The following is a 24,340-nucleotide window of genomic DNA, read 5'->3' as shown; positions in this document are numbered from 1 at the left end:
CCGTTAGTCACGCCTTATTCCGGTGCCTGGACCTCATAGCCCCGGGCACGCAGTTGATCGGCATAGCCACCGGGCACCAGCAGCGAGGTGACCGGGACGGTCGCAAAGGTGACCGCATTGCGCGCCAACGCCTCGCCGGCCAGGGTCATCCATTTGCGCTGCGCCTGCGCATCGACATCGGTCAAGCCACGCCGCCGCCCGAAATCGCTGTTGGCCACGGCATCCACGCAGGCCAGGTACTGCCCCTTCACCGCCAGCCGCTCCAGCGCCTCGATATCACCGACCGACCAGGCGTTGGCGCGCTCGGCCAGCAGCGGCAGGCCGTGTTCGACCACATCCAGGGTACGGCGGAAGCACTCGACATCCTGCAAGGCGGTGCCACGCACTTCCTTCAACGCCTGCCGCGGGTCGGCGATCTTGATCGTGACCTGGGTCGGGACCGGCGTGAGACCGTGCGCCTTGCTGGCCTTCTGCACGATCCTGGACACCGGTGAGGAACGGCCGAGGTCGACATCCTTCAGTGCGGCGGCATACAGCTGGGTCGCGGCCACCAAGGGCCGGTCTTTCTCGATGCCTCCGTCGCGGCCGATGTGGCGTTGCTTGAGCACTTCCCAGCGCGCGTAGAGATCGGGCGGCAACACCTCGCGCAAGGTGCGTCCGTCGGGATCACGGGCAGCCTTCATCGCCGAGGGCACCAGGGTCAGCCCGCGGAAAAAGCCCACGTCGGCATCCAGTGTCCAGCCCGGCGAGCCGAGCACTTCCTGCGCGCTGGCGATCACCGCCTGCACCTCGTCGGCACGCCACGTCAGCTTGGCTGGCAGCGGCGAAACCGTCCCGAGAATCCACAGTGTGTGGCCCTGGGCATTTCGGACCTGCCACATGCCTGGCCCGGGCTGCTCACCCGAGACCACCACCGGGGCGAGATCGATCACCTCGCCTGCGGCCTGCGCCGGCACCTGCGTCTGGGCCTGCGCATGGGCCACGCCGCCGAACAGCAGCGCCACGCCCCACACCAGTGCTTTCCCTGCACGAACTGCGTTTGCCATGTGGCGTGTCCGAGGTGGGTTGCTGCGCAGCGTACGGTGGCACGCGGCCGGCTGCGTAAAGTTTGCGTTGCGCGGGCAACGCGTGAAACTGGCCGTTGGTGCCCGGGGCCGGAATCGAACCGGCATGGGGTTGCCCCCGGCGGATTTTAAGTCCGATGCGTCTACCAGTTTCGCCACCCGGGCAACGGCGCGCATAGGGTGCCTGATCGCGCCCGGTTTTGGAATGCACGCGTCACAGCGGCCCCGCTCAGATCGCGCGGGAATACCGCACGGGCTGGTCCGGCTGCGTCAGATAGCGGTCGAAGCACATCGCCAGCAGCCGCAGCAGTGGGCGCCCGCGCTCGCTCGCGCGCACCACGCCCTGCGCGTAATCGGCCAGGCCGTCTGCCTGCAGTGCCGCCAGCGCGCGCAGTCCCTCGGCGAAATACGTCTCGAAGTCCACGCCGTGCCGTGCCGCCACGGCTGCCCCGTCCACTTCTCCCTGGCACATCAACTGGCCGATCACTTCCGCGCGCAGCACATCGTCCTGGTCCAGGGTCAGGCCGCGCCAGACCGGCAACCGCCCTGCATCGACCGCCGCTTCCCAGGCCGGCAGTTCACGCGGGTTCTGGCTGTAGGTCTCGCCGATGTGGCTGATCGCGCTGGCCCCCAGGCCCACCAGATCGGTGTCGGCGTGCGTGGTATAGCCCATGAAGTTGCGGTGCAGTTGCCCCGCCCGTTGTGCCCGTGACAGGTCTTCCTCCGGCAACGCGAAATGATCCATGCCGATGTACTGATAGCCCGCGTCTGAGAGGCGCTGCACCGCCAAGCCCAGCAAGGCCAGCTTCTGCTCGGGGCTGGGCAGATCCGCATCGGCGATCTGGCGCTGCGCGCGGAACAGGTGCGGCAGGTGCGCGTACCCATACACCGCCAGGCGATCCGGTCGCTCGCGCAGCACGGTTTCCAGCGTCTGCGCGAAACCGGGGAGTGTCTGCTTCGGCAGGCCGTAGATCAGATCGACATTGACCGAGCGCAAGCCATGCTCGCGGCAGGCACGCAGGATATCCAGTGTGTCCTCCACGCCCTGCTCGCGGTTGATGGCCTTCTGTACATCCGGATCGAAATCCTGCACGCCGAGGCTGGCGCGGTTGAAGCCCAGCTCGGCGAGCACCGCGATATCGGCGCGTGTGACGAAGCGCGGGTCGAGCTCGATGGAGAAATCGCGCGCGGCCGCCGTGCTGAAGTTGAAGCGCTGGCGCAGCCCATCGATCAACTCGCGCATCTGTGCCGGCGCCAGGAAGTTGGGCGTGCCACCGCCGAGGTGCAGCTGGATCACTTCGCGCGCCGGATCGAACTGCGGCGCCATCAGGTCCGCCTCGCTCAGCACGCGGGCGACGTAGCTGATGCCTTTGCTGTGATCGCGGGTGATGACCCGGTTGCAGCCGCAGTAGAAACACGGGCTGCTGCAGTACGGCACATGCACGTACAGCGACAGCGCGCGGCCCCGGCGGTTGCTGTCCACGATGGCCTCGCGCAGGGCCAGCTCACCGTAGCCGTCATGGAAATGCGGGGCGGTGGGATAGGAGGTGTAGCGCGGGCCCGGCCGGTCGTGGCGACGCAGCAGCTCGGGATCGAAGTGCCAGGCGAGCCCGGCGGCGGCAGGCGAGAAGGTATCCATGCCGCCAGCTTGCGCATGCGCGGGTGCGCACGCATTGCGTCAGATCAATTCACGCCTGGGCGGCCCGCCATCGGCAGGCTCGGCCAGCGCAGCATCTGGAAGCGACGCCAGAAGGTATCGGCGATCCGCTCGGCGACATCATCGGCCAGCCGCTGCATCGGTGGATTGCCGCATTCGGCGGTGGTCTGCCGGAACAGGGCCAGCCAGCGGTCGAACAGATCGCGATCCAGCTCATCCATGGCCATGTGCTTGGGCATGGGCGCGCCTTTGAAGCGCCGCGTGCCGCGCAGCATCGCCGACCAGAAATCCACCAGCTGCGCCAGATGCGCATCCCAGTCGTGGATCCGCGCCGTGAACACCGGGCCCAGGCGCGGCTCCTCGCGGACACGCGCGTAGAAGTCGTGCACCAGGCGGGTGACGTCCTCTTCGCTGCACAGGTCCAGTGCCGGAAGAGGCAGCACGTTGTCGGTGGGATCGGACATGAACACCCTCGGGCAGCAACGCCCAGCATCGGCGGCAGGGGCTGCCGCTGCCTTGATCAGAATCAATGAAGCCGACGGCGAAGCCTTCTAGTCTGGGAGCTCGACAGGAAGCGCGCACTCGCGGTCCCGGCCCCCGGTCGGCGCGAAGTATAGCCGTGCCCTGCCCCCTCCTCCTGACCGTGGCCGCAATGAACGACCTGCACGACCCGCCCGACGGCAGCCGCCGACGGCTGATCCAGCAATGGGGCGCCATCCTGTGGCCCAGCTTCGTCGCAGCGGGCCTGGCCAGCGTGGTGTTCTTCGCCTTTGTGGACCCGCTGCGCCTGCGCGACATCAGTTTCCCGCAGCACGAGATCAGCCGCGAGCTGGGCTACACGTTGGGGTTCTTCATGTTCTGGGCGGTCACCGCCGCCGCCAGCGCGATCACCTGGTACCTGCTGCGGCCGATGCCCAGCGACGATGACGACCTGCCACTGGGGTGACCATGACAGACCGCCTCACCCTGCATCTGGTCGATCCCTCGCCTCCGTCCCCGGCCCCGGGCCGGCGCGCGCCGCTGCGCTGGCGGCCACTGCTCTCGGTCATCCTGCTGGCCGGCTTCTATCTCCTGCCGTGGCTGCGCTGGGAGGGTCGCCAGGCGCTGTTGTTCGACCTCACCGCGCGCCGCTTCGATCTGTTCGGCTGGACCCTCTGGCCGCACGACGTCGGCATCCTGCTGGGCCTGGCCGCCGTGCTGGCCACCGCGTTGGTACTGCTCACTCACCTGGCCGGCCGGGTGTGGTGCGGCTACGGCTGTCCGCAGACCTTGTGGAGCCGGTTGTTCCGGTGGATGGATCAAGGCACCGCACGCTGGCTGCCGGCCACCGGCGCAGCGCGTGCGGTCAAGCATCTGCTGTGGCTGCTGGTGGCCGCGTGGACGGGCATCACCTTCGTGGGCTTTTTCAGCCCGATCCACGGTCTGGTCGGTACGCCGTGGCCACCGGTCTGGAGTGGCTGGGAAACGTTCTGGATCGTCTTCTATGCGGCAGCCACCTGGGGCAATGCCGGCTTCCTGCGCGAACATGTCTGCCGCGAGCTGTGTCCGTATGCGCGCATCCACGGCATGTTCTGCGACAACAACACGCCGCGCATGCAGTACCACGCACGCCGCGGCGAACCGCGCGGCCCACGCGTGGCTGGGCTGGGCGGTGTCCAGGCGCGGGGACGCGGGCTGCTTGATCCCACCAGCGCCAGCGACTATGCCTTCCGCGCCGCACATGAAGACATCGCTGGCCCGATGCCGCACTTCAGCGCCGATCGCCTCGGCGATTGTCTGGATTGCGGCGCCTGCGCCAACGTGTGCCCGATGGCGCTGGACGTGCGTGCCGGACCGAACGCTGATTGCATCAGTTGTGGCGACTGCCAGGATGCCTGCGATGAACGCATGCGTGCCTGGCAGTTCCCGACCGGGTTGATCCGCTATGCACGTCCATCGGCCATGCAGCACCACCCGACCCGGTGGATTCGTCCGCGCACGCTCGCCGCCGCCGGCACGCTGCTGGCGCTGCTGGCCATCGGTCTTCATCACCTGTAACGGCGCCGCGTTGGCGGTTGTCCCCCGTACCGGTTCCCGGTCCCCCGACCCGGTCTCAGCGCGCGCGCGGGCGTGCGCTGCGCGGCGGCACCAACTGGGCGCGCCGCACGATCCCCAACTGTTCAATGATCAACGCCAGCTCATTGGTGACACGGGTTCGCGCGGTGCCCTGCGCGGGTGGGACCAGACGCTCGAGCACGCGCTGGTAGGTGGACCAGAATTCCGGGCCGCAGCCATGTTTCACGTAGCTGGCTTCCAGCTCAGTTCGCACTCCATCAGCCAAGTCATGTTCGCCGTATTCCATACGACCTCCGTGGGACTTGCTTGCTTCAGGGACGACAAAACCCCCTCAGGGGCGGATTCACTTCGGGTTCACCTAAAATTTGCACGGTCATCGCATTAAGTCAATTACCCGAAGGGTAAAGGCCACGCCCCTGATGAACCGTTCATACAACGTCCGAACCCGTGCCTGCATCATGCAGGCCGGGCATTGACAGCAATATGTCAGGGCAGCGCTTCGGATACTCCGCGCCTGGCCGCCCCGCCCCGGGAAGCTGCACAGGGGCGCGCCACCTCACTCGGCCGCCGAGCGGCTCTCCTGCATACCCGCGCGCGCGGGCAGGTGCGGCGCGACGAACTGCATCAGACGTTCCATGGCACTGCCTGCCGGCGGTCCGCCCGCGGCGCGATCGGCAAACGCCTCCCATTCTCCGGCAGACAAGATCTCGACCAGGGTCGGCTCCACGCCCAGCCAGCGCATGCTCCAGTAAGGAAAATAGCGCGCAGGCACGCGGGCGTGACCGAGTTTGCGAATGTTCCGATGACTGCGGGCCTGCAGTACGCGCTCGTGTACTGCCGACACCCCATCATCCGGGCCTTCGAAGTACTGCAGGAAACGACTGCCGTCGCAGAGAAGCACACCGGTGACCCCGGCCAGGCTGTTGAAGCGGATGGCATCTTCGACAAGGGCGTCGAGATGCTCCGCAGACAGCGGGCCTGCAACGTCGCTGACATACGCGATCGCGCAAAGGGGCATGGGTAAACTCCGACGATTTCAAAGCACTATGCTGTCACTTTCAGGTATCTAAATAAAGCCGTTGCCTGAAGCGTTCAGAACACTTTCAAAACGAATGCTCCTTGTCGCGCACGCTTTCGCCGGACAGGCACACGCCGGGTGCCGCGGGACTACCGATGTCCCGCCATCGAGCTTCTTACCGCCTCACTGAACGCATCGAGCAGAAACGGCTTGGCGATCATCGCCATGCCGTTGTCGAGGAATGCCGAGCGTTCCTGTGCTTTCTCTGCGTAGCCGGTCATGAACAGCACCGGCAACGACGGCCGCGATTGCCTCGCGATTTCGGCCAGCTGGCGTCCGTTGAGGCCGGGCAATCCAACGTCGGTGATCAGCAGGTCGATCTTCTTCGATGAGCCGAGGATCGGAATGGCGCCATCGGCATCACCCACGACTTCGGCGGTATACCCGAGGTCTTCCAGCACCACGGTGACCAGCATGCGCACCTGCTCGTCATCCTCCACCACCAGGATCGACTGCCCGGCGCCGAGCGACACCGGCTGTGCGCTCGGTGCACCGTCGTCCTCGGCGGCGTCGTGCACCACCGGCATGAACAGCGCTACCGTGGTGCCCTGCCCTGGCGTGGAATCCACCGTGATGTGGCCGCCGGACTGCTGCATGAAGCCGTAGATCATCGACATGCCCAAGCCCGTGCCCTTGCCGATCGGCTTGGTGGTGAAGAACGGCTCGAAGATCCGCTCGACCACCTCCGGTGGCATGCCGGTGCCGGAATCGGAGACCGATACCACGGCGTACTCGCCTGCCGGAATGGTCGGCACCTCGCCCTCGGCGGCAAAGACGTGCGAGGTCCGCAGGATCAACTCACCCCCTTCAGGCATCGCGTCACGTGCATTGATCGCCAGATTCAGCAGCGCGCTTTCGAACTGGTTGCTGTCCAGGTTGGCGCGCAGCGGCGCGTCACTGGTCGCCATCTGGATGCGGATCTTCTCGCCCAGCGTGCTGCGCAGCAGGTGCTGGACCGAGCCCACCAGCGCATTGAGTTCCACGGTCTTCGAATCCAGCGACTGACGTCGCGAAAACGCCAGCAGACGCTGGGTCAAGGCCGCCGCGCGCTGGCTGGAGGCGGTGGCCGCATCCAGGAAGCGCTCCATCCCTTCCATGCGCCCCATGTCCAGGCGCATGCGCATGATGTCCAGCGAGGACAGGATGCCGGTCAGCATGTTGTTGAAGTCGTGCGCGATGCCGCCGGTCAACTGCCCGATCGCATCCATCTTCTGCGACTGGCGCAGGGCCGCTTCGCTGGCCTCGCGCGCGACCATCTGCCGCTCCAGCTCCGCCGTGCGCTCGGCCACCATCGCCTCCAGGTCCGAGGCATGTTGCTGACTCGTTTCCAGGGCCAGCTTGGAGGCAGTGATATCGGTGACGAAGACGTGGAACCCGTCCGGCGCGCCGTCGGCATCGAAGCGCGGCGAATAACGGATCTCACTGTCGCGCCGGCGGCCGTCACTGAACGGCCAGTTGGCCTCGAACACGATGTGCTCGCCCGCCAGCGCACGTTCGATCAACGGGCGGCGGCTGCTCCATACCTCCTGCCCGAATACCTCCGGCACGCGTTTGCCGATCACGGCCGATACCGGACGCTCGAACCAGGCCTCATACGCCTTGTTGGCGAAGCGGTAACACAGGTCGCGGTCGATGAAGGCGATCAGCACCGGCATCGCATCGGCCACCAGGCGCAGCTCTGCTTCGCTGCGCTCCAGTGCGGCACGGCCATCGGCCAGCGCCCGCATCTGATCGCGGACCAGGAACTGCTTGTCGCGCGCCCGCAGCGCACTGCGCACGGAGCTGAGCAGCGAGCTGCTGCCCAGCGGCCGGTCCAGCTCGATGATGTTGATCGACAACTGCAGGCCAGGATCGGCCAAGGGGCGCTTCTGCGAGCGCGGCGAACGCAGCAGAATGAAGGGAATATCCGACCAGGACGGTTGCCTGGCCAAGGGCTCCAGCAACGCGGCGGTGCCCTTGGCGACCGCCTCTTCGGTGACGACCACCGCGCCAACGTCATCATCAAGCGCGTCGGCCAGCCGTGGCAGGCTCTCCTGGATCGCGGTCCGCAGCCCGGCGGCATTGAGTACGCCGGCAATGCTCTGCGCATCGCGCCCGAACGGCGCAACGATATGCACCACACCGGAAACGGAGTCACTCTGCACGGGTGTGGCCGAGCAGATGCGCCGTATTGCCCACGAATTCCGGCGTGCCGGTCAGAATGCCCTTGAACTCGTTGAGCGGGGCACTCAGCGAAATCCCCTTGCCGTCGATCTTCAGCTCGCGGATCGTATTCTCGTGCGCACCGCCCCGATTCTTGATCACCGAGATCGCCTTGCGGATGCGCCCCTGCGATTCGAAGAACCGGAACAACACGACCGAATCGGCGATGTAGGAAACGTTGAGGTTGCCGGTCGACATGGTGCCGACCAACCCGTGTTGCGGATTGATCAGGATGGTCGCCACGCCCTTCTGGTTGAGGTAGGACAGCATCTCGTGCAGCTGAAGCATCAACTGCTTTTCCTGGGGCATCGCGGTGACGTAGCCGTTGAGGCTATCGATCACCAGCAGGCGGCAGTGGCGCTCCTCGACCGCACGCTGCATGTTCCAGGCGAACTCGCCCGGTGAGATCTCGGCCGGATCGACCTGGAGGATTTCCAGCAGGCCCGACGCCAGGTGTTTGCTCAGATCGATATCCAGCGACTCGGCGCGGGCGAGCAAGGTGCCGATGCGCTCATCGAATTCGAAGATGCAGCAGTGTTCACCGCGCTCGCAGGCCGCCCAGACGTACTGCAGCGCCACATTCGTCTTGCCGCTGCCAGCCGGGCCGGTCAACAGCGTGCTGGTGCCCCGCAGCGGACCGCCGCCGAGCAGACTGTCGATCTCGCCGACCCCGCTGCTGATGGGCGTGCCGTTGAACGTGGCGTGGTGGTCCGAGGCGATCAACCGCGGGAAGACCTCCAGGCCCCCTTCGCGGATGGTCATGTCATGGTAGCCAGCGGTGAAGTTCACTCCGCGCAGTTTCTGGACATGCATCCGGCGGCGCGCCGGGCCGAAATCCAGTGTCAGGCGCTCCAGCGACACCACACCATGGCAGAGGCTGTGCAGCTGACCATCGCGCTCCTCACCGGAGGCCGTCATGTCATCGACCAGCACCACGGTCGCGCTCTTGGGCGCGAAGAACTGCTTGAGCGAGAGGATCTGGCGGCGATAACGCAGCGGATCCTGCGACAGCAATCGCAGCTCGGACAGCGAATCAAACACCACCCGATGCGGCTTGATGCGCTCCACCTCGCCGAGGATCAGCTTGACCGTTTCGTCCAGCTCGACTTCCCAGGAGTGCAGTACCGACTGCATCCGTCCGTCGCCCAGCGCTTCCTCGGCCGAGGCCAGCTCGAACAACTCCAGCCCATCCAGGGACCAGCCGTGCGCATTGGCAACTTCTCGCAGCTCGTCAGCTGTCTCGGAGAGCGTGATGTAGAGGCAGCGCTCGCCCTTGCTCAGCCCATGCAGCAGAAACTGCAGGGACAGCGTGGTCTTGCCGGAGCCTGGGGGTCCTTCCAGCAGGTACAGCCGTCCCTGCGGGAAGCCCCCGCCGAGGATGCTGTCGAGGCCTTCGATACCCGTCGCTACGCGTGCTTTTTGTGTCTGCATAAGGCTGCCAAAGTGGACGGCCGCAGCATACGAAGCGCGTTGTGTAGGCCCTGTCGGCTCTGGCCTCCGAAACTGAATGGAGGCCCACAACGCACAAAGCCCGCTTTCGCGGGCTCTGGGCTACTTTCTATTTGGAGGCCTGGGTCGGAATTGAACCGGCGTACGCGGATTTGCAGTCCTGACACATATCTATATGTATCAACGGCTGCCCCGTCGATTCCGTTCCGCAAACGGCCCCTAAGTCGGGCGTTAGAGACCTACTCCCGCAAGGGGGTGTCCCCGATTGCGGAACGGCAGCGGGGTGCTCTGGGCACCCGGGATGCTGGGATTGAAAATCCCCGTGTCGGCGGTTCGATTCCGTCCCCGGCCACCACTTTTAACGGCTCGCAGCGATGCGGGCCTTTTTCTTTTTGCGGGTTGCACGGAATTTGCACGGACGCTGCGGCGGTGGACCAACTCGCCTCGCAACTACATCGTCGTGGAATAATTGAATGCAATCTCCCTGCCCGGCCTGGTGCTCCCATGATCTTTGCCGCCGTAACCCAGGCATCTAGCCCGCAGGCCATTGTTGCCGTGTGCAGCACGATCATCGCCTTACTTGCCTTAGGAACGTCCTTCTACTTCGGCTGCCTACAACGGAAGCACTTCCGCCTCAGCTCAAGGCCAATTCTGGATATTGAGGTGGGGTGCGTGGATGAGATCCTTGGCCTTGGCAATCCAGGCGTCGGACCTGCATTCGTTGAACGCTTCACCGCGACAGTGGATGGTGTGGAGATCGATCTGCTTTCGGGAGACGGAATCAATGCCCTGATGTCTGAGCTGCTTTTCGGAGACCCGAACCCGCCCCACTTGCGCGTCCGTGGCCTCCTGAGCGGGTCGGTGATCGCAGCAGGCGGCACGGTTCGCATCGTCTATTCAGACGTACCACTCTCAGATGATCATCGAAACCGCATAAGGCTCAACTACGAGCGAGTGCGGCTGCACGTGGCATATCGATGCATCTACAGCGAACAGTACGTTGTTTCACACAAGGGTTTCGGATGATGGCCGCGGCTTTCCCTGCCCCTGCGCCAGCCCGGGGTAGCGATCAGGCGGCCCAATCGTCATCGACGGGCTGCAGCCGGTTGGCGATACCGTCGAACCGCGCGGCCTCGGCGCGGAACCGGTCAGCGCCGCGCCGGCGAGTCGCCCTCGCCCGCCAGTCGCCGCTGTGATTCCTGTCAAGGTCGTCGGCCTGCTGCCATAGCGAAGCCGCCCTCGCGCGCGCCCAGCGCGCCTTGCCGATGCTCTTCTGATCCATGGAGCCACTGTCGCCGCCGGCGGTCGCACGCGCCGATACGGAGGCAACGCCGGCTGACTGCCTACCAGGTCCGGTTCTTCCGCTGGGCAGCGCGGGCCACTTCGCGCTGATCGATCTCCAGGCGAAGCCGCTGCTGATGCCTTACCGCCCACAGCTCCGACCCGATTACGCCCTGCTCGTAGCTGGTGCATAACCGGCGGCCGCGGTGCTGGTCGTCAAGATGACGGTCCACCTCGACCCACCAGGCGTTATCGTCCACGCGCTGCGATAGGCGCAACACCTCCGTCATGCCGCAGTAGATGGCATCGGGAAGTTGATCGGCACGGCTGGCGACCGAGCGCCATCGGAAGTCGGGAGGAAGCATGCGCGCAGGATACGCTCGCCCGTCTCAGGGATTGCGACCGGATTGCATGCATATTGCGTCGCGATGCTTGCTGGTGCATATTGCAAGCATCTGGGACCAGAGTGCTTGCGATGAACGACAGTAGCTCCAGCAACACCCCACAGTCCGCCGGGGGAAAGGCCCGCGCGACAGCTCTTACAGGCGCTAAGCGCTCTGAGATCGCGAAGAAAGCCGCCGATGCTCGTTGGGGGAGCGCTAAGAAGGCTACCCACGAAGGAACCCTCACGATCGCGGACGTACCGATCACCTGTTACGTGTTGGAAGATGGCAATCGTTACATCAGCACTCGCGGGATCATGAAAGCTCTGAAGCGGCCTTGGCGAGGGCGGAAGTATGCCGGGACCGAACTGCCCGTATTCTTGGAGGCAGCGAACCTTCATCCCTTTATAAACAAAGACTTGAAGGAAATACTGACCGGGACCGAAGTGCGCAGCACGAGAGGGGTCGTGTCAGAGGCGTTCAGGGCGGAGGCTCTGCCGGCTGTCTGCGACATTTATTTGCGTGCTCGCATCGAGGACGAACTTACCGCCACCCAATTGGTGGTCGCGCAACAGGCTGAGGTCTTGGTGCGCGCTCTCTCCCAGTTGGGCATTATCGCGCTGGTCGACGAAGCCACCGGTTATCAAGAGGTGCGGCCACGCGACGCCCTGCAGCAGTACCTAGACGTCGTACTACGAAAAGAGCTCGCTGCCTGGTCCAAGCGTTTCCCCGACGAGTTCTACGAGAACATCTACAAGCTCAAAGGCTGGCCCTGGCCCGGCATGAAGAAGAACCGGTTCAGCGTGGTGGCGCACTACACCCGTGACCTGGTGTATGACCGACTCGGGACAGGAGTCCTGAAGGAGCTTGAAATGCGCACGCCAAAGACCGAAAGCGGCAGCCGCGCCAATAAACTCCATCAGTGGCTGTCCGATGATGTTGGGCATCCCCTTCTAGCGCAGCACCTCCATTCACTAATCATGTTTCAGCGCTTGGCTATCGCAAGCGGTCATGGCTGGCAACGATACGTAAAGATGGTTGATCAGGTTCTGCCGCGGAAAGGCGACACGCTAGAGCTGCCGCTAAGCGATCCAGATTAAGCGCGCGGCCTACAAAGACCAGCGGGCGAGTCAACGCAGGTAGCTGCTTCAATCTCGTCGCCACGTTTGTATTGCACATGCATTACAAGTCATTGAATTTAATTGATTTTATTGACCCGCAGCAATTTACGTGTTCTGCTCTACCCGCGCCTCGACGATGCTCACTTCTGGGCAGGGGACGCGAAAGGGCAAAGCATGGACGACGTACGAATCACCTACTCGCAACTATTCAACCCCGGGTTCGTCAGCGCCCACACCAGGTTTAGTTCCATAGAGGAGATGCTCACGGCTGCAGGAGTAGACGTAAGCTCTGCGGAAGCGTTTGCGGCTGTGCCTCGCGAGCGGCTCGATCAACTTGCAATGAAAGAGACACGACACACCTCTTGGGCTGACTTCACGAAGGCAGCGACTGAGCCATTTAAGGCGAAGCTCGTTAGCGAATTGCTAGCGGGCCGCGGCGTAAGGCGCCGTGTAATTCGTTGATAAAGCGGTGGTCGGCTGTGCAGTTAAGGAGCTGACCAAAGGAAACGTCTTCTGGTGCCGGAGAGGCGCTGCTCAGGCGCCCCAGCACCCGGGCTGAGCTGCCTGCGGCTCCCGGATCCGGCATGCCGATCATGCGTCCCGGGACACCCGGAGACCATAGGCCGACTGCGCACGGCAGCGTCGGCGCTGCCCTACGCCGCCAACCGATGCTCGTAGAACGGATGCCGCTTGTCGTCGAAGATTGCGTAGAGCGCGCCCAGATCGGCCGGGTTGGGGTTGAGCCAGGCATCCACATGTTCGGGCTTGATGTTGATGATTGTCCGATCATGGCCGGCCTCGGCGACCTCGGGCTCGGGCTCGTCGGTGATCGCCGCGAAGGACAGCAGATCAGGCTCCTCTCCGGCCGGATCGACCCAGTGCGACCACAGGCAGGCCACCAACATCGGATCGCCGGTGCGGGGCGTGAACTGCACTACTTGATTGCTCCCGTCCGGCCCCTCCACGTTCTCGTAGAAGGTGTCCACCACCATGAGCGCGTGCGTGTATCCGAAGGCTGGCCGCCAGAAGCCCTCCAGGCTGTCGCGCCTGGCGTTGTAGGTGCCGGGGTAGCGCTGATCGTAGCTGGCCGGCTTCCCGGCGAGCCGGCACTGGTAGCGCATCGGCTTCACTACTCGATTGCCGCCCTCCGACACGATCACGGCGCCGTACACGCCGGGGAAAATCCGCGAGTCTCTTGCCGCGTGGTCGGTGCGCCGAAGGTCGGCCAGCTTGCCTTGGGCCCGGGCGATCTTGTTGGTGGCCACCCGCACGTCGTTCTCAGCCTTCTTCGTGACCTTGGTCTGCAGCGCGCGCTCGGCGTTGACCAGGCGGGTCTTCTGGGTGAACAGCTCCTGCTCGAAGGCAGTGGCATCGCCGGCGTTCCAGTCCTGGATCGCCGCCCAGACCGAACGCTCGGCGGGTGTCTTGCCCGCGGCGAACGCATCATCCATGGCCTTCGGCGTCTTTGGCCGCTTCTTGCCGGGATCGTGGGCATACAGCGCCGCGAACTCGTCCATAGACACGACTGCGCCGAACTCGCGCACGAGCTTGTGGTAATCGGCCTTGATTTGAGCGGAATAGCACATCGCCGGATTACACCACGGCCCGCTCAAGGATCCGTGAGCGACGAAATCTGCCGAACCTTAACAAGCGGACGGCTATGATTCACGTTCGAGGCATCCCGGCCCCGTCGCCAACCACAGAGGCCCATGCCCAACACCGGACAGTTCTATCTCGTTGACGTCGCTGGCCAGGCCGATGAGGCTGGGCGGCTCCTTGAAGTAACGAGCGTTCAGTGCCGATGCCTGCCGTGCGGCTGGTCGTTTGATGCCTTGCCTGGCCGGGGCCTGATTGCCATTGCGGGAGGAGCCGTTCTCGCCTGCCCGCATTGTGAGAATCGTCAGGCCGTCAGCTTGGCTAGATTTTCTGAGTTCATTGACCGCGTTGGCAGCGGGTCTCGTCCGGCACCCACGGATGCCGACCACCTGAGCCACTAGCGGGCTGAAACGGTGGCAATGCTGCTGGCCAGCGAGCCTCCTTCCATGAAGGCGTACCGCGTCAGCCGAGCAGTCAACACCCCACGCAACAACGATGAGGCTCTGCTGCGGCAACTCGCCTGACTTATCTGCCCACCTCGATTGCGTCCGCCCGAATAGCGCGGAGCAGGCCTTGGCTGCCGCCCAACATCGCGATGCCAGGCGTTGCACTGACGCTCATCGTCGCCCCGAAGACCAGCGCCGCTCCATCGGACCGTCGGATGTCCGATACCGGCAGGTAGCCTGACGTCTTGACCCTGCCCCACCCCGAGGGGTAGATGTCCTCCCAGGCGATGCCCGCGAACAGGCTCGCCGCGTCGGCCGCCGTCATCAGGCGCACGCGCTTGTAGCTGCCGTCGTAGGCCAGCACCGAGCCCATGGGGATGCCCACGGCAGACGAGTTCTGCAAGCTCTTTTCCTCGTCCCGAATGTTGGGCCGATAGCGATTCCCCAGCGCATATTCGGTGGCCGAGGCGGCGCTACCGAGCACGGCGTTGATCGCCGCCAGGATCGCTGCATTGGTCGCGTTCGTGTAGTCCTGGTCGAACGTAACCGTGAGCGGCGCCGCACCATCTACCGCGACAGTCAACACCTTGTTGACCGTGCTGCAGTCGCCGAGCCTTTTACCCAGGCTGGTGATGAACACCGCGTTGGTCGGCCCGACACCAGCACCAGAAACGTCCACGGACCCATGCACGTAACCCGGCAGGTTGGCGGCTCCGGCGAAGGTGCTGACGTCACCGAAGAGCACCGCTGCGGCGGTGCCCGACACGGCGATGGAAGAACCCGCGCCGCCGGCGCTGGCGACCTTCAAGGCCCGCCCGAAGTCGCTGATCCGGAAAACGAAGGGCGTGTTGCCGTATCCACTGACCTCAATCTCCGCGTGGGAGGCCGGCTGGTAGTCCAGCGTCGCAGGCATCCACGGCGAAGGGTTGTAGAAATAGTCGCCGACCACCTCGCAGCCGATGAGGACATGTCGATCCCGCTGACGCGAGCCGAGCGGCTGCGCGCGGATGGCAAGGCCCGCGACGGCTCCGTCTACGGCCGTGCCGATCAGCCGGTCGTTTCGATTCTCGACGTAGCTGGGCTTGGTGAAGTCACGGTTCGTGTGGAAACTGAACGCGCAGAACGGGGAACGGTAAACGGTCCCTTCGCTGCGGAAGTCCCAACCACTGGATACGCCCATCCCCCAGGCCGCCTGCGAAACCCAACCTGCGAGCGTGTTTCCGAAGTGTTCGATCCAGCTGTCGCGCACGCTGATCTTGGAATCCGGATTGGCGCCCGAGGCCTCACAGTGGACCGCGTAGCGGGCGTTTCGGGCAGTTACCTTAATTCCATCCAGCGTGCCACTCTGGACTACCCAGAAAGGCTGATAGTTCGCAGGCGCTTCAGTCGAACCGTCTGGCAGCTCATAGTGGATCCATGGGCGTGCAGCCCCCTGTGCTTTAAGCGTTGCGAAGGGCGCCAGTGTCCAGTTGAAATCGCTGGAGTAACGGCCGCCCGCAACCAGCAGCGTCGTCCTGCGCGTTGCCGATCGATCTTGCACTGCTTGGTTAGCGGCTGCCGGCGTGGGATAGGTTGTGCCAGGCCGGACCTCCATTTTAGAGCTTTCATATACGCCAGCGTCTGCCCGCAGAGTGCGCAGACGCACATCCAGCATATTGTCGTTCGAAGTCGCGCCGCCAGTCGGCGAGCCAGGCAGTTCGTAAGTGATCCCGGAGAGCTGAGCGGTTCGCAACTCGCCCGTCGCCGCGGCAGTGGTGCCGACCTGCATCACCAGACCTACGCGGTCTGCGCCTGCAGGCACCTCGATCTCACCAGATTGGGTAATGACGTTTCCAGACTGGGCGATGGTGAAGTTGGAAACAGTGAGATTGGACGATGCTGCCCCTATCAAAGCTTGTGCGCGCACGCCGGTGAGCGGTGTAGAGGCAATGAAGCCGAGCGTGGCCGAGTAGATCTGAGTAATCCTGACCGTCATTCCCCGTGCAGCTCGAGCGTCGAAGTCCGCGGCCAGGTAAGAAGTTCTGCCGGTCTCACCTGCCGGGATCGAAAGGCCAATCTTGCGACCAGTGCTGTCTGCTACCGCCGTAGCACCATTGGCAACGATGACCCGTGGAAGCGCTCCAGGAAGCATATCTCCGGAGGTGAGCCGCGCTTCTTCAGCAACTGCCCGACCGGATTGGATCTCTTGCTGAAGCGGAGCCAAGCGCATCTCCAGCGCCAAGTCGTTTTCAGACCCAATACCATCCCCTGCCGAGACAAATGAATATCCGATCTCACTGAGCGAGAGCGTCCGATTCGCACCTACTGAAGGCGCGTTGCTTGCCACCTGGATAACCAATCCCACACGGTCAGCGTTTGCTGGAACTTCAAGCGTCGCTTTCTGCACGATCAGTGTCCCTGATTGCTCGATCGAATAGTCTGAGACACCAAGGTTCGACGACGCGGAACCAGCGAGATATTGTGCTTGGACCAGATTCAGAGGCGTATTGCTCAGCCAATTCGCCGTAGCTTCATACCGTTGGGTTACTCGGATGCGCTTCCCTCGCAGTGCCTGGGCGGGGAAGTCGGCCGCTATGTAGGTAGTGGCACCAGTTGTGCCTGCAGGAATGGAGAAGCCGCTTGGCAAGCCTCCGATTTGACTGAGCACGGCGCCGTTGAATGCCTGCGCGCGGGGCACAGCCTGTCCACGCACATTCCCGGACGTCAGCGCCACGACACTGTAGTCGGCCTTCTGCGTCAGCACGTCCGCGCTACGCCACTCCAGGCCGGCCGCGACCCTCACGTAGCGGCCGCTGTTGCTTACCGTCAGACCCGACACTGGATCGACATGCGTGCCGCTGTCGCCGATCACCGCAACCTGCCGGTTCAGCGGGATCTGATTGGCCGCTGCCGCCGCGCTGGCCGCCGCCCAGGTTGGAAACTCGATAGTGCTGCCGTCGGCGAGGAACTGCTGGAAGTCAGCTTCCACGCCGGTCCAGCTTTTGCGCGTCTGCCCGCGGCGGTCAAGCCAAGTGGTGGCCGGCCCATTGATACCCGCATCAAGGTTCTCGGCGTTGTCGTACAAATCCAGGGGCGAGCTCGAGCCCACCGGATTGCCGGTGTTGTATTTGGTCATCTGGGTGCGTCTCCGGTGGTGCTACGGCGCGGTCGCGTCGTCGTATTGGTAGAAGGCGGGGTCGTACTGCAGGGCAGCCAGCTCGACGGAGCCGTCTTCGCCTGGCGTGAGCTCGGCCAGCACGGCGTCATATCCAGCGCGCGTGCTGTCGCAGAAGATCAGCTCGGGGGGATCAATGGTCGGGTCGTCCATGATCCAGGTGTTGAAGGCGTGGTCGCCCGGCAGCGCCGAGGCGGCGATGGTCAGGCGGTGGTCGTCCACACGGACCGGCACGATCACGCTGGATAGCGTCCCATCCTGGAACCGGATCAGGCACCGCGGTGCCGGCAGGCTCCAGTCCAGGTACTCGCCCACCTCGATCAGCACGCGCGTGCCGTCCAGGCGGGCCGATTCGATCATCGCGCTGGTGGTACTGGATCCGGGGATATCGTCGAACAGCTTCACCCGGTCGCCGTACTGGTAGACCAGGCCCATCATCTCGGTCTTGGTCGTGTAGGTGAGCCGCTGCCCTTGGTGCTTCATGAGCCGCCGCATACCGATCCGGTAGGCGCGATCGCGCGTGCCCACGCCCTGCAGCTCGAACGTCTCCACCTTCCATGGCGTGCCGCCGCCCGGCAGCCGGCACTCCACCGTCTCGGCCGCCCAGGTCACCTCGTCGATGTAGGTCACGTCTACGCCGTCGAAGTCATCCGGCCCCGGCGAGGTGAACGCCGTGGTCAACGGCTCCAGCTGCCGCTGCGGCGAGATGCCGCCGCGCCAGGCCTTGATTCCCTCCCGGCCGGCCGAGCACATCGAGTCGATCAGCAGGAAGTACCCCATGCCCGCCTGCGCAGCCATCTGCAGCAGGTCCAGCGCGCTGGTGCCGGACTTCTCCGCGCTGAAGTCGAAGAACTCCCCGCGCGGCGTCCAGTAGGTGTTCTCCAGGTGCGTCAGCGTCTCGGTGTCGATCTGGTCCGCTGGAAGGCCCAGCGATCGCATCACGTGGATCATCGCCCCGCTGATGCTGCGCGCGGTGCCGTCGTCATATAGGCGGGTCGCCTCGACGTTGAACCGGCGGTCCGTCTGCGCCGCCAGCTTGGTGCCGGTGGTCACCGTCAGACCGATCGTGGTGAGGTCGTCGTAGCGCGTGGGCCGCTGTGGCAGCCGCGCGCGCAGGCCTTGCCAGAAGCAAGCATCGCGCGCCGAGTTGCCGCCGCGCTCGGTCACCCGGCGCACGCGCACTTCGATCTGTCCCGGCGTGCCCAGCGTGATGCGCTCGGTGAAGCCCAGCGAATCCTCGGAGGTGGCCGTGTAGCTGTGGGTACGCACTGACCATGGATCGCCCGAGCCGTAGACACGCCACGCCACCCGAACTGTCACGGTGAAGGTGCGCTTGTTGCCCTTGTCCGTGTACCAGATCAGGCCGCCCGGGAAGTTGAAGTCGTACTCGAATGCGTCGGTGGTTTCGCCGTTGGGGCAGACCAGGAACGGCCCGAGCCATTCTTCGCTCTCCTGCAGACCGGTCGCCCGGTAGTCGGTCGCGGTCCGTGAGGTCCAGCCCGGCCAGCTGGTATCGACCACGCCGCCCTCGGTTAGCCGCTGGACCACCAGGGTGAGGCCGGACACGGCGGCGATGCGGTACTCGCTCTGGCCGCGCGACATGGCCAGCGAGACGCTGCCCGGCGGCAGCCCGCCGAAGGCAGTGCCGCCAGGGCCGTCATAGGCCAGCGTCACGCGGGGCAACGTGGCCGGGGTGCCACCGGTGGTGGCCACACCCGCCGTGGCTGCCGGGCTGGGGCCGAACACCGCCGCCGGCAGTCCGCTGAAGGTGATGCTTCCGCCAGCATACGGGCTGGCCGCCTCGGCGATGGTGACCACCCCGCCCGACTGCGTCGCCACCAGGCCGCTGTCCACCAGCTGATCGTTGATCGCGGTGAGCAGCACGCCCAGGGTGATGTAGTTGGCCACCAGCGCCACGCTGTAGCTGGTGCCGCGCCAGCCGATGCCGAAGGTGACCGGCGTGCCGCTGAAGTCGAAGCCGGTGACCGCAGCCGAGCCAGTGAGCAGGGCGGGACTGCCGCCGACACCGGGCACGGCGGGCGAACCGGGCGCGTAGCTCGCCACGAACAACCCATAGTCGGCGCCGTTGTAGGTCAGTAGCACCGGCATGCCCACATACGGGGCCAGCTCGGCTACCGCGCTACCGGCGATGACGGAATAGAGGCCGCTGGTGGTCGCGGTAAAGGTCGCCGCCACCTTCAGCGTCAGCACAGCGCCGACGGTCCAGGACGCCGGCACAGACGTGGCCGGCCGTTCCTTGCCGTTCGCATCGGTGACCGTCGCGTTGTTCAGCGTCAGCACGTTGCCCGACACGGTCACCGAATCAGCATTGAGGCTGGTGGCTACGTCCGCCGTGTCGCTCAGGTCCAGGCCGGCCGTGCCGGAGGCGGTGGCGCCGACCTCAGTCGAGTTCACCCAGTTCTCCGAGCGCACGTCGCCCCCCACGTCGGCGCCCGGCGGGTAGATGGTCATCTCCACGTCGCTGCCGAAGGAACTGATCGGGGTGTTGCCCAGCCGCGCGGAGCCGAACGGGATGACATGCCGCCCTTTGCCCACGCACACGAACATCTGCGTGCGGTAGGTCTTGCCGCCGACGAAGCGCGATACCGGCTGCACCAGATAGTCGGCCCAGACCCGGCACCGCCCCAGGACCTCCCGTACGGGGCTGCCAAGGCGCGCGGAGTTCGCCCGTGCGGTATCCAGGCTGAGCGTGTCGCCCTGCCCGTACCGGCTGCCCGAGGGCATGGTGGCAACCATGTAGATCGCGTAGGCAGCCATGACGGCCACCACGACCCAGTAAACGACCGCGGCGGCGCCTTCGTAGTAGGGGATCGGGTAGATCCGCACGTCGGTGTCGGATTCGATCCAGGTAGAAGCCCACGCGTCCGCCGGCACTGCGGCGCCGCACACCTCGACCTCGATCGGGTGCGGGCCCTCGCTTGCGTAGCTCGGCACGTTGGAGCGCAGCCAGCCATCGATCGTGGTCCTACCGTGGCGATGGGTCTCCAGCGCCTCGCCCGGCATGCGTGAGGGGAAAATCTGGATCACGCGTAGTACTCCACCCGATTGAAACGGCACTCGAAGCGGGCGACCGGCAGCACGGTGACGTTGCGGCCGTCGTTGCACTCCAGCGCGCACATGCGGCCCTCGACCTCCACCAGCACCGCCACGTGGGTGACCACGCTGCCCTGATAGCAGAACGCAACCGCGCCTTCCACGAGGTCACTGCCGGCGTGCTGCAGGGCAGCCTCGTTCGCCAGTTCAGCCAGGTCAGCGCGCGTCGCACCCGGGTACTCGTCCCATGGCGCGAGGCCAAGGTCACGGCGCACCTCGTTGACGACGCCGTAGCAATCCAGCTCCGGGAACTTGCGGCCGCCGCTGACCCAGACCACGTCCAGGTACTTTTCCAGATCGATTTTCATGTGATGTAGCGCAGCCCCGGGTGCTTGGTGAGGTTGAAGCGGTCGCGCGGCCAGGCCGTGTCGAGGATGTTCATGAAGCCGGCTGTCACCTGGACCTCGGTTGCAGTCCACTGCCCGCCCTTGATCACCATCGACAACGGCTTCTTGGCCGGCGCCAGCAGGTCGTTGCTCAGGTAGATCCGTAGGGTGACGGTCACTTCGAGCCGGGCCGCCAGCGCCGCCCGGATCTCGGTGCTCACCACCCCATCGATGTTGGTCAGTGCGAAGCGGAGGTCTTGGACCCCGTCGGCGTTGCGTGTGGGCTTGGCCACATCCATGCCGCAGGCCTTGAAAGTCACGGTCTGTCCTGTCTCCAGCACCGCGGTGATGTCCTCCCAGCCCTTGGTGAGATAGTGGGTCTTGCTACCGACCGCGATCGCCAGGGTTTCGTGCTCCACCTCCGCGCCGCCGGAGGCGTACAGCCGTTCAAGAATGCTCATGGCCTAGGCCACTCCCTGTTTGCAGCCAAGTCGATGACGTTGGCCTGCAGGATTCCCTCGGGATACTCAGACCAGCCGTCTGCCAGCAGCGGCCGGGCGTAGATCTCCAGCGGTGCCGTGATCAGCCACAGGTTGCTGTTGGTCAGCGTCGGGCCGTCGTAGATATCGGTGAACCGGCTCTTGTAATAGTCCATCCCCAGTGGGCTGCGCAGACGGCACGCGAACCACGCAACACCGTCGTTCAGCCCTTCCTGAAACCACTTCTCGAAAAGCGCGGCTTGCCCGTCGTTCAACAGCCAGCGAACCTCGACGTTTGTCGGCGTGGCCGTATAGGCGCGGCGCGGCATCGATCGACCACTGACGAACGTGGACCGCTTCAGCGGCGAGACGTGGCGCAGGCCGTAGCCTTCGCGCAGCGGCTCGGGCAGCCACTGCGGTTGCATGATCAGCGCCATTACCCGACCTTCCTTCTGACGTTCCAGTTCGAGCGCATCGCGCGAGACTGCGGGCCGGTGCCCGAGGTGGTATCTGCAACGCGGTCCTTCCGCGCCAAGGTCACCGCCCGGGTGACGGTCTGCTCCAGCATCAGTCGCTCCCGCTCACTGATCGAGCCGTTGACGTTGAAGTTGAACTCGTTGTTATCGCCAGCACCGCCGCCGGTGCTGGTGTCGCGAGCCACCCGCTCCAGGGTGGCATCCAGCTTCGCGCTGGTGGCCGCGGTAGTGACCCGCTCGCCCTTCTGCAGCAACCAGGTGCCCGTCTCGGGAACGCTGTCGATGCCGTCGTGCGCCATGCCGACCGCGGAGATGCTGGAGATGATCCCGGCCGTCGCCGCAGCGACGGATGCGATCGCGGCCAGATTGGCTGGCCACGGATTCTTCGCCGCCTCGGCCATGCCTGCCTGGATCGCCAAGGTTGCCTGCGCGATCGCGGCCGCCTTCTGCGCCACGAAGGCGACCTTGTACAGCGCAGACTGCTCGCCGAAGCTGTTTCGCATGATGTCTGTGACGCTGCCGAGGCCCTGCTGTGCAGCGGTCAACGTGACCTGCCAGCGGGAGTCTTCCAAGGATTGCAGACGTTTCTGGTGCTCGGCCCTCATCTGCTCTTCCTGAGCATCCCATTCGCTTTCGAGATCCGCACGCGACTGCCGGTACTCATTCAGCGCTTCGAGCTGAGCTTCATACCTCGCGTTCTCCTGTTCCATGGCCTTGTCGATCTTGGAGAACTCTCCGGCCGCGCCGCCATACAGCGCATCCGGCCCAGTGAAGCCGTCTGCACCCGTTCCACCAACCTGGTCCAGCGCGCGCCGAGCGGTCGCCGCGTAGTCCGAATCATTCGCCGCGCCGGCTGCGGCCGCCGCCTGGATCACCTTCAGCCGCTCGCGCGCTAGGTCGACGCCCAGGCTGTCCTCTCGGTTCAGCTCCTTGCGCAGCTTTGCGAATTCGTCCGTCGCCTTGGCGGCCTTCTCATTGGCGTCTTTCACACCGTTAAGCCGGTCGATCTCCATCGCCCAGCCCCGCAAGGTCTCCTGCTGCTGGGCATTGAGGCCACGTAGAGAACCAGTGGCGAGCTCGAAATTAAGCTGCTGCAGCTCCGTGGCCTTCTCGGACCTGTCCGCGCTGGCGTCGAACAGCGCTATCTGGCGCCGGTACTGGAGGCCTGATGCTTCGTAGGCACGCATCAGCTGCTGCTGCGCGGCAGCCCGCTTCTTCGAATTCTCGGCGTCGGCCGCGGCAGCAGCGGCAGCCTCCCGCCCTGCGGGATCGCCAGTAACTCCGGCCGCCGGCACCGGATCCATAGCCTTCTGTGCCCTTGCCGCCTGGGCGGCCAGGTCCTGGGCCAATGCGAGCTTGGCCTGCTCCTGTGCGATCTCACCCTGCAGTCGCTTGATCACCGTATCCGGCGTGCTCAGCAAGTCGGACGGAATCAGCTCTTTGGCATTCAGCATCGATAGCCCGAGCGTGCCGCGAGCCTTCTTGACCGCGTCCACCGTGTCATTCAGCCGCTTGATGCGGTCCTCCACGCGGACCGTATCGAACGCATCGGGCCCGTTGAGCCGCGCAGACAGCTCCTCTGCGACGAATCCCGTGGCGCCGGCGAATGAGGCCGTGAACTTTGCCAACACCCCGATTGCCTCAATGGCACCAGAGATGATGTTGTTGAAGCCCTCGCGCACCTGGGGATCATTCAACGTGGCAATCAGCGTATTCACGGCCTCCGTAGCACCAGCCAGGCTTCCATCGCCGCCAGTGGTCAGGTCGTTGATAGTGTTCATCAGCGCTGCCAACGCGCCACCGAAGGTATCCCGAGCAGCCTGGGCCGCGCCGCCGTACGATTCCTCCAGGATCTCCAGAATCATTATCTGGGCTTCACCCTCTTTGCCGGCTTTCACCAGCTCGTCGATGGTGCCGCGCACTTCCTTGGTGAACGCCGCGCCGAAGCCCTGCTGCGCGAGCGCTGCCGCGGCCTTGCTCGGCGATTCCAGCGCGCGACCAATCGTCTCGGCCGACTGGCTAACGCTGATGCCCAGGCGTGCCGACTGATCGATGATGGCCTGCATGGCGCGGGGGATGTTGGTCCCTAAGATGCCCGAGTACGAAAGCAGACGGGTCTGGGCTTCCACGATCTCGCCACCGCTGAAGGTGGACTTGGCGGACAAGGTGTCGGCCATATCCAACAGCTGCTGCCGTGTGTAGCCTGCGGCACCGCCGGTCGAACGAATGATCGCGTCGAGCTGGGCGATCTCCCGTTCCGCAGCGACTGTGTTTCGGGCGATCAGAACCACCGCGCCGGCAATAGCTGCACCGAGGGCAACGCCCGCCATCTTCGCTTCTTTCTCGATGTTCTTGCGCCATTTCTGCGTCTGGCGTTCGGACTTGTCCAGGCCGGACGCAAAGCCGCCGATCTCGGCAATGACGTCGATGGTCAGCGTGCCGAGAGAACGTCGTGACAT

General features: G+C 64.8%; 20 protein-coding genes and 1 tRNA gene. 4 read left to right on the top strand and 17 right to left on the bottom strand.

The genetic code is table 11. The features are described 5' to 3' along the window. Positions 1–14: 14 nt before the first annotated feature. The 4 genes from ABE422_RS11645 to ABE422_RS11630 form a co-directional block, all read right to left on the bottom strand. Positions 15–1,046, bottom strand: coding sequence for a TraB/GumN family protein (locus ABE422_RS11645; protein ID WP_346483026.1), 1,032 nt, complete (start codon positions 1,044–1,046; stop codon positions 15–17). 96 nt (positions 1,047–1,142) lie between these two features. Beyond that, positions 1,143–1,229: transfer RNA gene (locus ABE422_RS11640), tRNA-Leu, on the bottom strand. A 64-nt stretch (positions 1,230–1,293) separates the two neighbouring features. Beyond that, a complete protein-coding gene (gene hemN / locus ABE422_RS11635) occupies positions 1,294–2,703 on the bottom strand; it encodes an oxygen-independent coproporphyrinogen III oxidase (RefSeq protein WP_313217843.1) in 1,410 nt (469 codons plus the stop codon). Between the two features lie 44 nt (positions 2,704–2,747). Next, the gene (locus ABE422_RS11630; RefSeq protein ID WP_313212030.1) at positions 2,748–3,185 is read right to left on the bottom strand and encodes a group III truncated hemoglobin; all 438 of its coding nucleotides are present in this window, start codon (positions 3,183–3,185) and stop codon (positions 2,748–2,750) included. 188 nt (positions 3,186–3,373) lie between these two features. Here ABE422_RS11630 and ABE422_RS11625 point away from each other — a divergent pair, with 188 nt between their 5' ends. Next, on the top strand, positions 3,374–3,667 hold the full coding sequence (locus tag ABE422_RS11625; RefSeq protein WP_121041710.1) for a hypothetical protein: 294 nt from the start codon (positions 3,374–3,376) through the stop codon (positions 3,665–3,667). Positions 3,668–3,669: 2 nt separating this feature from the next. Then, the gene (locus ABE422_RS11620; protein WP_346483025.1) at positions 3,670–4,758 is read left to right on the top strand and encodes a 4Fe-4S dicluster domain-containing protein; all 1,089 of its coding nucleotides are present in this window, start codon (positions 3,670–3,672) and stop codon (positions 4,756–4,758) included. A 55-nt stretch (positions 4,759–4,813) separates the two neighbouring features. On the opposite strand, the gene ABE422_RS11615 is transcribed toward ABE422_RS11620, so the two are convergent. The 4 genes from ABE422_RS11615 to ABE422_RS11600 all read right to left on the bottom strand — a co-directional run bounded on the left by ABE422_RS11615 (position 4,814) and on the right by ABE422_RS11600 (position 9,577). Then, complete coding sequence (locus tag ABE422_RS11615; RefSeq protein WP_019183363.1) at positions 4,814–5,062, bottom strand: hypothetical protein; 249 nt, start codon at positions 5,060–5,062, stop codon at positions 4,814–4,816. Between the two features lie 270 nt (positions 5,063–5,332). Then, complete coding sequence (locus ABE422_RS11610; protein ID WP_313217838.1) at positions 5,333–5,794, bottom strand: BLUF domain-containing protein; 462 nt, start codon at positions 5,792–5,794, stop codon at positions 5,333–5,335. A 149-nt stretch (positions 5,795–5,943) separates the two neighbouring features. Then, complete coding sequence (locus ABE422_RS11605; RefSeq protein WP_313212034.1) at positions 5,944–7,998, bottom strand: ATP-binding protein; 2,055 nt, start codon at positions 7,996–7,998, stop codon at positions 5,944–5,946. Beyond that, entirely contained in the window at positions 7,988–9,577 is a 1,590-nt protein-coding gene (locus ABE422_RS11600; RefSeq protein ID WP_346481859.1) for an ATPase domain-containing protein, read from the bottom strand. The genes ABE422_RS11605 and ABE422_RS11600 overlap by 11 nt, the downstream gene beginning before the upstream one ends. A gap of 432 nt (positions 9,578–10,009) precedes the next feature. Between ABE422_RS11600 and ABE422_RS11595 the strand changes: the two genes are divergently transcribed. After that, complete coding sequence (locus ABE422_RS11595) at positions 10,010–10,531, top strand: hypothetical protein (protein WP_346483024.1); 522 nt, start codon at positions 10,010–10,012, stop codon at positions 10,529–10,531. A 43-nt stretch (positions 10,532–10,574) separates the two neighbouring features. Here the strand turns inward: ABE422_RS11595 and ABE422_RS11590 are convergent, their stop codons facing one another. Together ABE422_RS11590 and ABE422_RS11585 are read right to left on the bottom strand one after the other, a co-directional pair. After that, positions 10,575–10,787: a hypothetical protein gene (locus ABE422_RS11590; protein WP_346483023.1), complete on the bottom strand. Its 213-nt coding sequence runs from the start codon at positions 10,785–10,787 to the stop codon at positions 10,575–10,577. A gap of 61 nt (positions 10,788–10,848) precedes the next feature. Continuing rightward, on the bottom strand, positions 10,849–11,151 hold the full coding sequence (locus ABE422_RS11585; RefSeq protein ID WP_346483022.1) for a hypothetical protein: 303 nt from the start codon (positions 11,149–11,151) through the stop codon (positions 10,849–10,851). Positions 11,152–11,261: 110 nt separating this feature from the next. Here ABE422_RS11585 and ABE422_RS11580 point away from each other — a divergent pair, with 110 nt between their 5' ends. After that, positions 11,262–12,269: a P63C domain-containing protein gene (locus ABE422_RS11580; RefSeq protein ID WP_346483021.1), complete on the top strand. Its 1,008-nt coding sequence runs from the start codon at positions 11,262–11,264 to the stop codon at positions 12,267–12,269. Between the two features lie 674 nt (positions 12,270–12,943). Here the strand turns inward: ABE422_RS11580 and ABE422_RS11575 are convergent. From ABE422_RS11575 to ABE422_RS11545, 7 genes are all read right to left on the bottom strand, one after another. Next, positions 12,944–13,876, bottom strand: coding sequence for an SOS response-associated peptidase family protein (locus tag ABE422_RS11575; RefSeq protein WP_346483020.1), 933 nt, complete (start codon positions 13,874–13,876; stop codon positions 12,944–12,946). Positions 13,877–14,411: 535 nt separating this feature from the next. Next, positions 14,412–17,447 carry a hypothetical protein gene (locus ABE422_RS11570; RefSeq protein WP_346483019.1) on the bottom strand — a complete coding sequence of 1,012 codons (3,036 nt, stop codon included), beginning with the start codon at positions 17,445–17,447 and terminating at the stop codon, positions 14,412–14,414. 21 nt (positions 17,448–17,468) lie between these two features. After that, positions 17,469–20,534, bottom strand: coding sequence for a host specificity factor TipJ family phage tail protein (locus ABE422_RS11565; protein WP_346483018.1), 3,066 nt, complete (start codon positions 20,532–20,534; stop codon positions 17,469–17,471). Continuing rightward, positions 20,531–20,908, bottom strand: coding sequence for a nitrite transporter (locus tag ABE422_RS11560; RefSeq protein WP_266084470.1), 378 nt, complete (start codon positions 20,906–20,908; stop codon positions 20,531–20,533). Before ABE422_RS11560 ends, ABE422_RS11565 begins: the two co-directional genes overlap by 4 nt. Continuing rightward, positions 20,905–21,387, bottom strand: a complete 483-nt coding sequence (locus ABE422_RS11555; protein WP_346483017.1) for a DUF1833 family protein — start codon at positions 21,385–21,387, stop codon at positions 20,905–20,907. The genes ABE422_RS11560 and ABE422_RS11555 overlap by 4 nt, the downstream gene beginning before the upstream one ends. Beyond that, on the bottom strand, positions 21,384–21,842 hold the full coding sequence (locus tag ABE422_RS11550; protein ID WP_346483016.1) for a hypothetical protein: 459 nt from the start codon (positions 21,840–21,842) through the stop codon (positions 21,384–21,386). The genes ABE422_RS11555 and ABE422_RS11550 overlap by 4 nt, the downstream gene beginning before the upstream one ends. Then, the gene (locus tag ABE422_RS11545) at positions 21,842–24,340 is read right to left on the bottom strand and encodes a phage tail length tape measure family protein (protein ID WP_346483015.1); all 2,499 of its coding nucleotides are present in this window, start codon (positions 24,338–24,340) and stop codon (positions 21,842–21,844) included. The genes ABE422_RS11550 and ABE422_RS11545 overlap by 1 nt, the downstream gene beginning before the upstream one ends.

The organism is Stenotrophomonas sp. TWI1151, from assembly GCF_039673135.1.
Taxonomy (GTDB): Bacteria; Pseudomonadota; Gammaproteobacteria; order Xanthomonadales; family Xanthomonadaceae; genus Stenotrophomonas.
Note: the sequence above shows the minus strand (reverse complement) of the source record. Positions and strands in the feature narration are given on the sequence as shown.

Coding starts and splice junctions, on each gene's coding strand:
- ABE422_RS11645 (WP_346483026.1), bottom strand. CDS start 1,046: ATGGCAAACGCAGTTCGTGCAGGGAAAGCACTGGTGTGGGGCGTGGCG.
- hemN (WP_313217843.1), bottom strand. CDS start 2,703: ATGGATACCTTCTCGCCTGCCGCCGCCGGGCTCGCCTGGCACTTCGAT.
- ABE422_RS11630 (WP_313212030.1), bottom strand. CDS start 3,185: ATGTCCGATCCCACCGACAACGTGCTGCCTCTTCCGGCACTGGACCTG.
- ABE422_RS11625 (WP_121041710.1), top strand. CDS start 3,374: ATGAACGACCTGCACGACCCGCCCGACGGCAGCCGCCGACGGCTGATC.
- ABE422_RS11620 (WP_346483025.1), top strand. CDS start 3,670: ATGACAGACCGCCTCACCCTGCATCTGGTCGATCCCTCGCCTCCGTCC.
- ABE422_RS11615 (WP_019183363.1), bottom strand. CDS start 5,062: ATGGAATACGGCGAACATGACTTGGCTGATGGAGTGCGAACTGAGCTG.
- ABE422_RS11610 (WP_313217838.1), bottom strand. CDS start 5,794: ATGCCCCTTTGCGCGATCGCGTATGTCAGCGACGTTGCAGGCCCGCTG.
- ABE422_RS11595 (WP_346483024.1), top strand. CDS start 10,010: ATGATCTTTGCCGCCGTAACCCAGGCATCTAGCCCGCAGGCCATTGTT.
- ABE422_RS11590 (WP_346483023.1), bottom strand. CDS start 10,787: ATGGATCAGAAGAGCATCGGCAAGGCGCGCTGGGCGCGCGCGAGGGCG.
- ABE422_RS11585 (WP_346483022.1), bottom strand. CDS start 11,151: ATGCTTCCTCCCGACTTCCGATGGCGCTCGGTCGCCAGCCGTGCCGAT.
- ABE422_RS11580 (WP_346483021.1), top strand. CDS start 11,262: ATGAACGACAGTAGCTCCAGCAACACCCCACAGTCCGCCGGGGGAAAG.
- ABE422_RS11575 (WP_346483020.1), bottom strand. CDS start 13,876: ATGTGCTATTCCGCTCAAATCAAGGCCGATTACCACAAGCTCGTGCGC.
- ABE422_RS11570 (WP_346483019.1), bottom strand. CDS start 17,447: ATGACCAAATACAACACCGGCAATCCGGTGGGCTCGAGCTCGCCCCTG.
- ABE422_RS11560 (WP_266084470.1), bottom strand. CDS start 20,908: ATGAAAATCGATCTGGAAAAGTACCTGGACGTGGTCTGGGTCAGCGGC.
- ABE422_RS11555 (WP_346483017.1), bottom strand. CDS start 21,387: ATGAGCATTCTTGAACGGCTGTACGCCTCCGGCGGCGCGGAGGTGGAG.
- ABE422_RS11550 (WP_346483016.1), bottom strand. CDS start 21,842: ATGGCGCTGATCATGCAACCGCAGTGGCTGCCCGAGCCGCTGCGCGAA.
- ABE422_RS11545 (WP_346483015.1), bottom strand. CDS start 24,340: ATGTCACGACGTTCTCTCGGCACGCTGACCATCGACGTCATTGCCGAG.